Raw genomic sequence first — 12,207 nt, 5'->3', positions numbered from 1 at the left:
ATATTTGTAACATGACTATAAAAGCTGTTAAGTTCAAGTCGAACATCTTGATAGGTTTAATTATGCTAGCTTATATCCTTTTTGTTGTTTTTCAATTTAGTGGTAACGAGGTTGTGGCAGAAAGCTTTAGTTCCATTGTATTCCCTTTAATAGCAGTGCTTTATTTTGTTTCGGTATATCCAAAAACACTGTTTTTTAGTTTGTTTTTAGTGTTTTATTCCCTGTCGGAATTAATTGTTTTCATCATTGATTATATACCTTATTTCTATTTTTATTTATCTGGAAATATTTTAAGCATGTTATCGTATGCTTTTCTTTTAATTGAAGTCTGTAAATCGGTTTGTACTTTACATGTTTTAAAGAATTTCAAAATACATATCGTGGTGCTTACAATTTTAAACATATATATAGCCTATGTTTTGCAGGAAACTATAAGTCCTTATATAGAGTTTACAACTCAATATTTGATAGAAATAAGTTATGATGTGGTAATGCTTTTGCTGCTGTCGGTAGCATTATTAAATTATATTTATAAAGATGATAAAAAATCATTATTCTTCTTTTTTGGAGCTTTATGTATTGTTTTTAGCGAAGTAATCAATGTGGCTTATATGTACGTAATACATCAAAATATATTTAATTTTTTATCGGTGTCCTTGTTTGTTTTGGCTTTTTATTTTCTATATCAGCAATCAAATTTAAAGCATGTAAAGGTTAATAAAATTAAAGACCCAATAACGTAACCAGCTGTTTATTATAAAATCATCAACAATTTATTTTAATTAACTTAAAAAGGTTAACAATGTCTAGGCTTAGTTGTATATTTTGTTAAATTTGTGTGTTAATTTTTACAGCCATGATTATTTCTAAGGTTTTAATAGGATTTATAAGTTTGGTTTATATCTTATTTGTGGGATTTGAATTCTTTGAATACTCATACGTTGCCACTCAAATTAGTGTGCTTATTATTCCGCTTATTACGCTGCTTTATTTTATTTCGGTTAAGAAGAAAACTCTTTTTTTCAGCCTTTTTTTAATATGCTATTCCATCCCCGAACTCATGCTATTTGTAAAAGATGCCATGGTTTACCAAACGTACTATTATATCTGTAATACACTGTGTGTAGCGGCTTATGTGTTTTTGTTGATAGAGATATATAGATCCATAAATTTTAAGGAGGTTATAAAAAGATTTAAGGTACAGGTAATAGTGCTCGCCATTTTAAGTTCGTATATGGGGTATGTGTTGTTTAAAATTATTTCTCCTTCATTAAGCTTATCGGTAGAGTATATTTTAGAAATCTCGTATAATATTTTGATACTTTTGGTGCTCTCGGTCTCTCTTTTAAATTATTTTTATAAGGATGATAAAAAATCGTTATTCTTATTTCTGGGCGCTTTATGTATTGTTTTTAGCGAAGTTATCAATATTGCATACATATATATAGCAAATCAAAATCTACTAAACTTTATGTTTGTGTCCTTGTTTGTTTTGGCATTCTTTTTTTTATTTCAACAATCAAAACTTGAGGATGAAACAGAAGAAGTCTTAGCAGCGGGATAAATCGACCAATTACATCTTTTTGTTGATAAATGGTATGTCTTTGCGGAAGCGGTAAAGTATTACAGAGGCTAGTATAAAAGTAATAACCGCAGTAAAAAACAAAACTCCACCATCGTTATTTATGGCAATCCCAAGTTGGGTTAAATGCATGAAAATTGCACCAGACATTAAACCAATGGTTAAGCCCGCACCTAACCAAACCGTTTTAGGTATTAATAGTAAAACACCGGCAATAAGCTCCAAAACACCTATGCCTATTCGTCCAAAAGGCTCTAACCCAATCGTTTTAAAAATATATACGCTATCTGGAAGTGCTGTAAATTTAAAACGAAGGGTCTGAATTAAAATAGCAGCCACAAGTATTCTTAAAATTAACGATATGTTTTTTTTCATGTTTTAACAATTATTAAGAGTAGGAGATATTTAATAAGGTTTCTTTTTTGCGGTTATGTGTTTTTTATCGTTAAAACACTAAATACTAACAAAATAATCGACAAAAAGTACGATTTTATCGCTGTAATTGATTTTTATTTTTATATTTGTTTAACCTACTTATATAAAATACCATGAAAAATTCGTTCATACTTAGCTTTAATAAGTTGTTTTTTGGCGCATTATTGCTTTTGGTTTCTGTAAATATTTTTGGCGCTTTTAGTGAAGATGCCCTATTTTTACGAACCACAAAAGTGTTTTTTATCCCTGCTTTGTTGATTTTGTTTTTTATGAAGTATAAAACGCTGAGTCTTCCTTTTATTTTATTTTTCCTGTTTTCGTTTTTAGGTGATGTCTCATTGGCATTTTTTGAAAACGAAATATTCTTTAAAGCTTCTAGTGTTTTTTACTTTTTGAGCTATATGAGTTTAATAGGAATAGCACTTTCCAAGTTTAGGTTTTTTAATATCGATAAGGTTGTTGGCACTTATTTAGTAGTTGTGTTTTTAATAAACGCTTATTTTTTATACACTTTTTACGGTATTTTAAAAGCCATTGTGCCCGATAGCTTCGAGGTGCTTTTGTTTGGTGTAAAAAACCTTTCGTTAATACTGCTGGTCTTTTTGGCCTTCGGAAAATATTTGGCAAACGACACCAAACTTTCCATTCTCTTTTTAATGGTAGCCTTATGTTTGGTTTTCTCTACAATACTGAGCTATGTTAGTTTATACTACGTGTACAGCTGGAGTTTTGTAATGTTGGAAAGGATTATTTACGCCATTGGCATTTATCTGTTGTTAACTTATGTAATGGTTGAAAACAAAAGTGCAATTACCCAAAACAAACCTCAGGACAGTTATAATTCCGATAATATTTTCGCCTAAACAATTATGGATGTGCCATTTGCCGCTTTGTTTTTATCGGCATCAAAATAAAAATCTATTTTACCAAGATTAATGCCGTAGCAACCCACTTGGTTTACTAGCATATTTTTACCTTCAATATTTTTTACTACGGTTGGTTTTTTCAAAAAAGTATGGGTGTGCCCGCCAATAATCAAATCGATATTTTTTGTGGCAGCGGCCAGTTTTAAATCACTTATTTTTGTGTCGCTATTTCGGTAATTATAGCCTAAATGCGATAAACAGATTATTAAATCGCATTGCTCATCTTCTTTAAGAATCCTGGTCATTTCTTGAGTTGTTTCAATAGGATCCAAATATTTGGTTTCCTTGAACATGGACGGGTCAACCAATCCGTTTAACTCAATTCCCAAACCAAAAACTCCAATTTTAATGCCGTCTCTTTTAAATATGTTATACGGTTTGGCATGGGTGTCCATTATGGTGTTTGAAAAATCGTAATTGGCCGATATAAATTCAAATTCGGCATGCGGCAATTGGGCGTACAGACCTTCAATACCATTATCAAAATCGTGGTTGCCAATGGTTGCCGCATCGTATTTTAGCTTGCTCATTAACTTAAACTCCAACTCGCCACCATAATAGTTAAAATATGGTGTTCCTTGAAAAATATCGCCGGCGTCCATAAGTAAGGTATTTGGATTTTCGTTTCTGATAGCTTCAATTAAAGCCGCTCTTCTGGCTACACCCCCTTTGTTGGCATTTCTGCCATCCTCTGGTCCAAAAGCATCAATATGACTGTGTACATCATTGGTGTGTAAAATAGTGATTTTTGATGTTTTTATGGACGAAGTAAACGACTGCAACCCTAAACTACCAAGGGTTACTAATGCGGTTCCCGCCGTGGCTTGTTGTATAAAATCTCTGCGTTTCATTTTGTTTTTAAACTGTTTTTTATGCATGGATTAAATAACCCAATAATTATATATTCTTAAACTATTTTAATTGAATAAACCTATCGTCAATCACGGGATTTATGGTGTCTAACTTCGTAAATTTATCAATTAGGGCATTTCTTAATTTATAGTTTAAATTATACAGGCTGTCGTTGGTTTTAAAAAACGACATATTATCGCCACCATTGTATAAATAATCGTTGGTAGCCACATAATAGGTTTTATTTTTATCTATGTTTTCTCCGTTTATTTTCGCTTCAAAAACATTAAAATCCTTATCAAGCACAAGTTTCAATTTGGAAATGGGATGCGCTCTTTTTTTGGATTTTAAATAAGAGATAATACTATCAACTTGGGTGCCTTTTAGCGCCACAACTACAATGCTGTTCTCAAAAGGCATCAATTTAAAAGCGGATCTTTTGGTAACATTTCCTTTTGCTAAAACTGAACGAATGCCGCCATGGTTCAACAAAACCATATCGATATTTTTACCGGTTCTTTTTTTGAAAATAGGATTGGCCTCACTGTAAACGGCATCGGCCATAAAATTACCAACGGCCGTATTTAAATGGCCATCGGTTTTAGAATAGGTACTTACTGAATACGCTAAAACACTATCTAAATCCTTTTGGATATTATCCCTAAAAGGTTTGATAAACGTTTCGATTTCGGCGTTAGGCGTTAAGCTATCGGTAATCTGAATTTGCTTGCCTTCAATTTTAGTCAAGTGCAGTTTTTCTTGCTTGCAACCCAAAAAAATAAAAATATATAACAAAAAAATAAAATGTGTGAACCTCATATACGAAACGATTTTTTGAATGTACTTTTGCTACCTTTGCGAAAAGGATAAAGATAAATGATTTTAAAAGGTTTTAAAGAAAAATCTAATAAAAAGCACCTTAACAGATTGTTGTCGCAACGCGAAGTAAGCGTTACCGACAGCGAGGTTAAAAGTTTGGGTGTTATCTTAAATATTGACGAAGTTGATGATTTTGAATTATTTAGGGCCTTGGCAGATCATATAAACGTACGCCCAAATAAGCTTAAAATAATTGCGTTTTCGGCAAATAAAAGAGACACCATAAGTTCTTGGGATGCCTGTTACAACCCTAAGGATTTTGGGTGGAGCGGCACCATTAAAAATATAGAATTGCAAACGTTTTTAAGCACAAAGTTTGATGTGTTGATTAGTTACTATACAACTGAAGATTTGGAATTAAAGTTGCTTACGGCAAAATCTGAAGCGCAATTTAAAATAGGCATTTTGCAAACCGATGATCGATTGAACGACTTAATAATAAACACCAACATAAAAGAATTTAACGTATTTAAAGCCGAAGTGCATAAATACTTAACCATATTAAATAAAATTAAAAATGAGCAGTAAGTTTTTAGGTACTGGAGTGGCATTGGTTACACCGTTTAAAACTGATTTGAGTATAGATCATGACGCTTTGGCGAATATTGTTAATTTCAATATTGAAAACGGCACCGATTACCTTGTAATTTGTGGTACAACGGGAGAAAGTGTTACCATTACCAAAGAAGAAAAGCGGGCTGTTGTTAACACCATATCGAAAGCTAATAATGGTCGGTTGCCACTGGTTTTGGGTATTGGCGGTAACAATACAGCATCGGTAATTGAAGAAATAAAAGCAACCGATTTAAGTGGTATTGATGCCATTTTATCGGTGTCGCCATATTACAGCAAACCAACACAAGAAGGATTGTACCAGCATTTTAAAGCGATTGCTGAAGCATGCCCCACAGATATTATTTTGTACAACGTTCCTGGACGCACTTCAAAAAATATGGAAGTGGAAACCACGTTGCGTTTGGCAAACGATTTTAAAAATATAGTAGCCGTTAAAGAAGCTGGGAATAACGTTGCGCAATATTTACAATTGTTAAAAAACAAACCCGATAATTTTTTAATTATTTCCGGTGACGACGATTTGGCTTTGGGTGTGGTTTTGGCCGGTGGAGCAGGTGTTATTTCGGTTATCGGACAAGCCTTTCCTAAAGCCTTTTCAAACATGGTTCGTTTGGGTTTAAAGGGCGAAGCCAAAGCGGCATACGCCATTCATTTTAAATTAATGGATGTGGTTGGCCATATTTTTGAAGAGAATAATCCAGCAGGTATTAAAGCTGTTTTTGAAGCCTTAAATCTATGTCAAGATACCGTAAGGTTGCCATTGGTTCCGGCATCAAATTCCTTAAAAGAAAAAATTGCTTCATTTATTAAAACATTTAAGTAATGTTAAATATAACTTAAACCGTGTGGTTACTACATTTCAACATTTATTTTAGCAGAGAAATTATATTTTTAAAATCCATATTAATACCTTAATTTTGCATTCTGTTTTAAAATCTATGAAGAAGTTTTTTTATATCATAATTACCATTTCTATTTTTAGCTCTTGTAGCGAGTATCAAAAAGTTTTAAAAAACGAAGAGATTGCTCCTAAATTTAAAATGGGTGAAGCCTTGTATAACGAAGGTAAATACGCCAAAGCCAACAAGCTTTTTGCGCAAATTGTACCAAATTACCGAGGGAAGCCCCAAGCTGAAAAATTAATGTATTTATATTCCAATACATTTTACAAAACCAAGGATTACTATGTGGCCGGTTATCAATTTGAACGTTTTGCATCGAGTTATCCCAATAGTGAAAAAGTAGAAGAGGCCGCTTTTTTAAGTGCTAAAAGCCACTATATGCTTTCTCCGGTTTATTCCAAAGATCAAAAAGAAACGGTTGAAGCCATCGAAAAACTTCAAGCCTTTATCAATTTGTACCCTGAGTCTGAGTATAGCGTAGAAGCAAACAAATTGGTTAAAGAACTGGATTATAAATTAGAAAAGAAAGCGTTTGAAATCGCTAAGCAATACAATAAAATTGCCTTTACTTCTACAGAGTTGGAAGCCGCTATAAAATCGTTTGATAATTTTATTTTCGATTTCCCGGGTTCTAGTTTGCGAGAAGACGCCTTGTTTTACAAGCTCGATTCTGCCTATAAATTAGGCATCAATAGTGTAGAGTACAAAAAACAAGATCGTTTAATAACGGCTAAGGAATACTACGAAGCATTCAAAAATAAATATCCAAACTCAAAATATACCGAAGCTATAAATGTTATGGTTTTGGAAATGGATGAAGCATTAAAAAATTACAGCACTAAAAGTTAAATAATTATGTCAATGGACTTAAAAAAAACCAACGCTCCTGTTAATACGGTTACTTACGATAGAAATCAAATTGATGAGCCAACGGGAAACATTTACGAATCAATTTCTATTATCGCAAGACGCGCTGAGCAAATCAATTCGGAAATTAAAAAAGAACTTATTGATAAGTTGGAAGAATTTGCCACTTACAACGATAGCCTTGAAGAAATTTTTGAAAACAAAGAGCAAATCGAGGTTTCTAAATTTTACGAAAAGTTGCCAAAACCTCATGCGTTAGCGGTACAGGAATGGTTAACCGATAAAATTTACCACAGAAATACCGAGGAAGATTCTCAGGAATAAAATAATTATGAGTATTCTAAGCGGCAAGAACATACTATTGGGAATTAGTGGTGGTATTGCCGCTTATAAAACAGCTTCACTAGTTAGGTTATTTGTAAAATCGGGCGCCAACGTAAAAGTTGTTATGACGCCTTCAGCCAAAGATTTTATAACACCTTTAACCTTATCAACTCTTTCAAAAAATCCAGTCTATTCTTCTTTTACAAATGAAGAAGATGATAATGCGATGTGGAACAATCATGTCGATTTAGGACTTTGGGCAGATTATTTCATCATAGCTCCGGCGACGGCAAACACGCTTTCCAAAATGGCAAATGGGGTTTGCGACAACTTACTTGTAGCAACCTACCTTTCGGCAAAATGTCCGGTTTACTTTGCACCGGCGATGGATTTGGATATGTACAAACATCCGTCAACCTTAAAATCATTTGAAAAACTTGATGCCTTCGGAAATATTATGATTCCGGCAACCAGCGGCGAATTGGCAAGTGGTTTAGTGGGAGAGGGGCGCATGGCAGAACCCGAGGATATTATCGCTTTTATTGAAAACGATATTTTAGATAAATTGCCGCTACGCGGAAAAAAAGTTTTTATTACCGCAGGACCAACTTACGAAGCCATCGATCCGGTTCGTTTTATAGGCAATCATTCCAGCGGTAAAATGGGTTTTGAAATTGCGAAAGCTTCGGCCAATCTCGGCGCATCGGTTGTTTTAATTACCGGACCAACGCATCAAAAAGTAAATCATGCCTTAATTGAGGTTGTACCCGTTATCAGTGCGCAAGATATGTACGATGCCGCCCATAGGTATTTTGCACATGTAGATATTGCTATACTTTCGGCAGCTGTAGCCGATTTTAAACCAAAAGAAGCAGCCGCTCAAAAAATAAAAAAGAAAGATTCAGCGTTAAACATAGAGCTGACAAAAACCAAGGATATTTTAGAATCTTTAGGTCAAATTAAAAAACAGCAGTATTTGGTTGGTTTTGCGTTAGAAACTGAAAACGAACTTGAAAATGCAATTGGAAAATTAAAAAGAAAGCATTTAAATTTAATTGTTTTAAATTCGTTAAACGATAAAGGAGCAGGTTTTAAAACGGAAACCAATAAAGTGACTTTTATTGATGAAAACGAAAACATAACCAAATTTCAATTAAAGTCCAAAACCGAGGTTGCTAAAGATTTATTAAACGAAATTATAAAACAAATTGATGCGTAATATAATATTTATTTTACTGTTAAGTTTTGGTGTCAATGGCTTTTCGCAAGAGTTAAACTGCAACGTTGTGGTTAATGCTTTGCAAACCGGAAACGAAAATCTTCAAATTTTTAAAACACTTGAAAAGCAATTAAATGAGTTTGTAAACAATACCAAATGGACCAACAAAACCTATGCAAATCAAGAACGTATCAATTGCAGTATGGTTATTAGTATTACCAACTTTAGCGGCGAAGCGTTTCAAGGAACCCTGCAAGTGCAGTCGTCACGCCCCGTTTTTGGGTCTTCTTACAGCACACCGCTTTATAGTTTTAACGATAAGGATTTTTCATTCAGGTATTTGGAGTTTCAAAATCTCACTTTCAATCCAACACAATTCGAATCAAACCTTGTCTCGGTTTTAGCGTTTCACATTTATATGATTTTAGCCATAGATGCCGATTCGTTTTCGGAAAATGGCGGCGATTCCTATTATGCACAGGCGCAAACCATTACCAATTATTCGCAACAAGAAAACTTTAAAGGTTGGAAAATTGAAGATGGTTTACAAAGCAGGTTTGCATTGATTGACAATGTGCTTTCGCCAACTTTTAAAGAGTACAGAACTGTTATGTATAACTATCATATTAACGGATTGGATATAATGGGTGATGACGCAAAAGGCGGAAAAGAGCAGGTGGCCGATGCTTTAATGACATTTAAAACCATGAATAACCGTCGACCAAACTCCTTTGTTTTGCGTACTTTTTTTGATGCCAAAGCCGATGAAATTGAGCAGATTTTCTCAGACGGACCAAATGTGAATATTTCTAGCCTTAAAGAAACACTCCAAAAAATTGCGCCAACTCAATCAAGTAAATGGCGAAATATTAAATTCTAAAAATCACTCAAAGTTCGCTTTGTTTTAATAATTTGTCATTCCCTTGAAATCGAATGATTCATGAATTCAGATATATAAAATATCATACAATGAATACAAAGGGAATCTAAAATTTTATTAATTTTGATTAAAGTTGAAAAGTTGAATACTGCCAACTGAAAACCGAATACTGCCAACGAAACATGCTAACCTCACTTTCTATAAAAAACTACGCTTTAATTGATAGCCTTCAAGTCAATTTTAATAACGGATTATCTATTATTACTGGCGAAACCGGTGCCGGTAAATCCATTTTACTGGGCGGATTATCTTTAATTCTGGGTAAACGCGCAGACTTAAGCACTTTAAAAGATGCATCAAAAAAATGTATTATCGAAGCCGTTTTTGAGGTATCCAACTATAATTTAAAATCACTTTTTGAAGCAGAGGATTTTGATTACGAAGCCCAAACCATCATCCGGCGCGAAATTTTACCTTCCGGAAAATCCAGGGCATTTGTTAACGATTCTCCCGTAAATTTAAATAGTTTACAGCTTTTGGGCGAGCGATTAATCGATATACATTCTCAGCATCAAACCCAGCAATTAACAAGTAACGATTTTCAGTTTCAAATTATCGATGCTTTGGCTAACAATGATGAATTATTGCAAAGCTATACTTCAGAATTAAAAGCCTATAAAAAACTTCAAAAAGAATTGCAAGCGTTACTCACTTTTCAAGCGGAAGCCATAAAAGAACACGATTACAACACCTTTTTGTTAAACGAGTTGATAGAGGCCAATTTAATTGAAGGCGAACAGCAAACCCTTGAAGAAGAATACGAAACCTTAAATAATATTGAAGGCATAAAGGAAAAGCTCTCAGCGTCTTACCAGTTGTTAAGCGACGAGCAAATAGGGGTTTTAACCACGCTTACCACCATAAAAAACAACCTTAAAAACATTGCGGGATTCTCTTCAAAATACGAAGATTTATTCAATAGGGTGAATAGCAGTTTAATAGATTTAGACGATGTTTTTAGCGAAATTGATGTGTTGCAAGATGGTTTGGAAGCCGATCCAAATAGGTTGGAAGAGGTCGATTCTAAATTAAAAACCCTGCATAATTTAATGCAAAAGCATGTGGCGAGCGATGTTTTGAAATTAATAAAAATTAAAAACGAATTAGAAGACAAAGTAGCCGTTACCGAAAACTTAGATGCAACCATTGCTAAAAAACAATCGGAAATACAAGCTAAAACCAATCAACTAAAAACCATTTCGAAAAAAATAAGCAATAAACGCTCCGAGGTTATTCCACAATTAAAACAACAATTGGAAGCGATTTTGGCGAGTTTGGGTATGCCCAATGCCCAGTTTAAAATTGAGGTTTTGTCCAGCGAACAATTTTTTGCAAACGGACAGGACGAACTGTCATTTTTGTTTTCGGCAAATAAAGGCGGTAGTTTCAATACGCTCAAAAAAGCAGCATCTGGCGGTGAATTATCAAGAATTATGCTCGCCATTAAATCGGTGTTGTCCAATTATATTCAATTGCCAACCATAATGTTCGATGAAATCGATACCGGAGTTTCTGGTGAAATTTCAAATAAAATGGGCGATATTATGTTGCAAATGAGCAAAACTATGCAAGTGTTTTCAATTACACATTTACCTCAAATTGCGGCCAAAGGGCATTCGCATTATAAAGTGTTTAAAGAAGATGTTGACAATGTAACTCAAACCAATTTGGTAAAACTAAACCACGACGAGCGCATTGTTGAAATTGCACAAATGTTGGGTGGCGTGGAAATGTCGTCATCGGCTATTGCACACGCCAAAGAATTACTAAATTAAAAAGATAAAAGTTTTTTTATCTTTGGATAAACTGATAATCACAACTAAGTCATAAAACAACTAAAACACTAAAAAAACAACACATGGCATATAATTTACTAAAAGGAAAAAAAGGAATTATTTTCGGCGCTTTGGACGCCAATTCTATTGCTTGGAAAACCGCAGAGCGCGTTCATGAAGAAGGCGGACAATTTGTATTAACCAATGCACCGGTTGCGATGCGCATGGGGCAAATTAACGAACTCGCCGAAAAAACGGGTTCTCAAATTATTCCTGCCGATGCCACTTCCGAAGAAGATTTACAGAAATTGGTAGAACAATCCATGGAAATTCTTGGTGGCAAAATCGATTTTGTTTTGCATTCCATTGGCATGTCCATAAACGTTAGAAAAGGCAAGCACTACACCGATCAAAACTATGCTTGGACCCAAAAAGGCACCGATGTTTCGGCCATGTCTTTCCACAAAGTTATGCAAACGCTGTACAAAGCCGATGCCATGAACGAGTGGGGCAGTATCGTGGCATTAACCTATATGGCGGCACAACGCGTGTTTCCAGACTATAACGATATGGCAGACAACAAAGCCTATTTAGAAAGTGTGGCACGCAGTTTTGGCTACTTTTTTGGGCGCGATAAAAAAGTGCGGGTCAATACCATTTCGCAATCGCCAACACCAACCACGGCGGGCAGTGGCGTAAAAGGATTCGATGGCTTTATAGCATACGCCGATAAAATGTCGCCACTCGGTAACGCCACAGCGCTGGATTGTGCCAACTACACCGTATCCTTATTCAGCGATTTAACCAAACGCGTTACCCTGCAAAACCTTTATAACGACGGCGGTTTCAGCAACATGGGCGTCAGCGATGCCGTTATGGAAGCTTTTACAAAAGAATAAAATCGTATTAAATAAGGTTTAGACTTGTCAG

Annotated in this window: 14 protein-coding genes; 11 read left to right on the top strand and 3 right to left on the bottom strand. The window is 34.6% G+C overall.

What is annotated here, in order from left to right; genetic code table 11:
• Positions 1-62 precede the first annotated feature (62 nt).
• Positions 63-743, top strand: a complete 681-nt coding sequence (locus ACN5J7_RS13865; RefSeq protein WP_311938848.1) for a hypothetical protein — start codon at positions 63-65, stop codon at positions 741-743.
• Between the two features lie 113 nt (positions 744-856).
• Entirely contained in the window at positions 857-1,564 is a 708-nt protein-coding gene (locus ACN5J7_RS13860) for a hypothetical protein (protein WP_418604363.1), read from the top strand.
• A 9-nt stretch (positions 1,565-1,573) separates the two neighbouring features.
• Here ACN5J7_RS13860 and ACN5J7_RS13855 read toward each other — a convergent pair whose 3' ends face one another.
• Entirely contained in the window at positions 1,574-1,957 is a 384-nt protein-coding gene (locus ACN5J7_RS13855) for a DoxX family protein (protein WP_418604362.1), read from the bottom strand.
• Positions 1,958-2,130: 173 nt separating this feature from the next.
• Between ACN5J7_RS13855 and ACN5J7_RS13850 the strand changes: the two genes are divergently transcribed.
• Positions 2,131-2,880, top strand: coding sequence for a hypothetical protein (locus ACN5J7_RS13850; RefSeq protein ID WP_418604361.1), 750 nt, complete (start codon positions 2,131-2,133; stop codon positions 2,878-2,880).
• Here the strand turns inward: ACN5J7_RS13850 and ACN5J7_RS13845 are convergent.
• The gene (locus ACN5J7_RS13845) at positions 2,877-3,794 is read right to left on the bottom strand and encodes a bifunctional metallophosphatase/5'-nucleotidase (RefSeq protein ID WP_418604360.1); all 918 of its coding nucleotides are present in this window, start codon (positions 3,792-3,794) and stop codon (positions 2,877-2,879) included. The genes ACN5J7_RS13850 and ACN5J7_RS13845 overlap by 4 nt on opposite strands.
• A 61-nt stretch (positions 3,795-3,855) precedes the next feature.
• Entirely contained in the window at positions 3,856-4,542 is a 687-nt protein-coding gene (locus tag ACN5J7_RS13840) for a 5'-nucleotidase C-terminal domain-containing protein (RefSeq protein ID WP_418604359.1), read from the bottom strand.
• 129 nt (positions 4,543-4,671) lie between these two features.
• Between ACN5J7_RS13840 and ACN5J7_RS13835 the strand changes: the two genes are divergently transcribed.
• The 8 genes from ACN5J7_RS13835 to ACN5J7_RS13800 all read left to right on the top strand — a co-directional run bounded on the left by ACN5J7_RS13835 (position 4,672) and on the right by ACN5J7_RS13800 (position 12,176).
• Entirely contained in the window at positions 4,672-5,202 is a 531-nt protein-coding gene (locus ACN5J7_RS13835; protein ID WP_418604358.1) for a DUF6913 domain-containing protein, read from the top strand.
• Positions 5,192-6,073 (top strand): 4-hydroxy-tetrahydrodipicolinate synthase, encoded by an 882-nt coding sequence (gene dapA / locus ACN5J7_RS13830; protein ID WP_418604357.1) that lies wholly within the window; start codon positions 5,192-5,194, stop codon positions 6,071-6,073. The genes ACN5J7_RS13835 and dapA overlap by 11 nt, the downstream gene beginning before the upstream one ends.
• Positions 6,074-6,188: 115 nt before the next feature.
• Entirely contained in the window at positions 6,189-7,001 is an 813-nt protein-coding gene (locus ACN5J7_RS13825) for an outer membrane protein assembly factor BamD (RefSeq protein WP_418604356.1), read from the top strand.
• A gap of 12 nt (positions 7,002-7,013) precedes the next feature.
• Positions 7,014-7,343, top strand: coding sequence for a DNA-directed RNA polymerase subunit omega (locus ACN5J7_RS13820; protein WP_311938832.1), 330 nt, complete (start codon positions 7,014-7,016; stop codon positions 7,341-7,343).
• A 7-nt stretch (positions 7,344-7,350) separates the two neighbouring features.
• Positions 7,351-8,562 carry a bifunctional phosphopantothenoylcysteine decarboxylase/phosphopantothenate--cysteine ligase CoaBC gene (gene coaBC / locus ACN5J7_RS13815; protein ID WP_418604355.1) on the top strand — a complete coding sequence of 404 codons (1,212 nt, stop codon included), beginning with the start codon at positions 7,351-7,353 and terminating at the stop codon, positions 8,560-8,562.
• The gene (locus ACN5J7_RS13810) at positions 8,555-9,442 is read left to right on the top strand and encodes a DUF4835 family protein (RefSeq protein ID WP_418604354.1); all 888 of its coding nucleotides are present in this window, start codon (positions 8,555-8,557) and stop codon (positions 9,440-9,442) included. The genes coaBC and ACN5J7_RS13810 overlap by 8 nt, the downstream gene beginning before the upstream one ends.
• 182 nt (positions 9,443-9,624) lie before the next feature.
• Positions 9,625-11,277 carry a DNA repair protein RecN gene (gene recN, locus ACN5J7_RS13805; protein WP_418604353.1) on the top strand — a complete coding sequence of 551 codons (1,653 nt, stop codon included), beginning with the start codon at positions 9,625-9,627 and terminating at the stop codon, positions 11,275-11,277.
• A gap of 83 nt (positions 11,278-11,360) precedes the next feature.
• On the top strand, positions 11,361-12,176 hold the full coding sequence (locus ACN5J7_RS13800) for an enoyl-ACP reductase FabI (RefSeq protein ID WP_418604352.1): 816 nt from the start codon (positions 11,361-11,363) through the stop codon (positions 12,174-12,176).
• Positions 12,177-12,207: the final 31 nt, after the last annotated feature.

The organism is Hwangdonia sp. (assembly GCF_048381975.1).
Taxonomy (GTDB): Bacteria; Bacteroidota; Bacteroidia; order Flavobacteriales; family Flavobacteriaceae; genus Hwangdonia; species Hwangdonia seohaensis.
The sequence above is the reverse complement of the archived record's forward strand: the minus strand, read 5'-3'. Positions and strand labels throughout refer to the sequence as shown.

Excerpts from the sequence above, each read along its gene's own strand:
- ACN5J7_RS13850 (WP_418604361.1), top strand. The coding sequence starts at position 2,131 with ATGAAAAATTCGTTCATACTTAGCTTTAATAAGTTGTTTTTTGGCGCA.
- recN (WP_418604353.1), top strand. The coding sequence starts at position 9,625 with ATGCTAACCTCACTTTCTATAAAAAACTACGCTTTAATTGATAGCCTT.
- coaBC (WP_418604355.1), top strand. The coding sequence starts at position 7,351 with ATGAGTATTCTAAGCGGCAAGAACATACTATTGGGAATTAGTGGTGGT.
- ACN5J7_RS13820 (WP_311938832.1), top strand. The coding sequence starts at position 7,014 with ATGGACTTAAAAAAAACCAACGCTCCTGTTAATACGGTTACTTACGAT.
- ACN5J7_RS13855 (WP_418604362.1), bottom strand. The coding sequence starts at position 1,957 with ATGAAAAAAAACATATCGTTAATTTTAAGAATACTTGTGGCTGCTATT.
- ACN5J7_RS13810 (WP_418604354.1), top strand. The coding sequence starts at position 8,555 with ATGCGTAATATAATATTTATTTTACTGTTAAGTTTTGGTGTCAATGGC.
- ACN5J7_RS13860 (WP_418604363.1), top strand. The coding sequence starts at position 857 with ATGATTATTTCTAAGGTTTTAATAGGATTTATAAGTTTGGTTTATATC.
- dapA (WP_418604357.1), top strand. The coding sequence starts at position 5,192 with ATGAGCAGTAAGTTTTTAGGTACTGGAGTGGCATTGGTTACACCGTTT.
- ACN5J7_RS13800 (WP_418604352.1), top strand. The coding sequence starts at position 11,361 with ATGGCATATAATTTACTAAAAGGAAAAAAAGGAATTATTTTCGGCGCT.
- ACN5J7_RS13845 (WP_418604360.1), bottom strand. The coding sequence starts at position 3,794 with ATGAAACGCAGAGATTTTATACAACAAGCCACGGCGGGAACCGCATTA.
- ACN5J7_RS13835 (WP_418604358.1), top strand. The coding sequence starts at position 4,672 with ATGATTTTAAAAGGTTTTAAAGAAAAATCTAATAAAAAGCACCTTAAC.
- ACN5J7_RS13865 (WP_311938848.1), top strand. The coding sequence starts at position 63 with ATGCTAGCTTATATCCTTTTTGTTGTTTTTCAATTTAGTGGTAACGAG.
- ACN5J7_RS13825 (WP_418604356.1), top strand. The coding sequence starts at position 6,189 with ATGAAGAAGTTTTTTTATATCATAATTACCATTTCTATTTTTAGCTCT.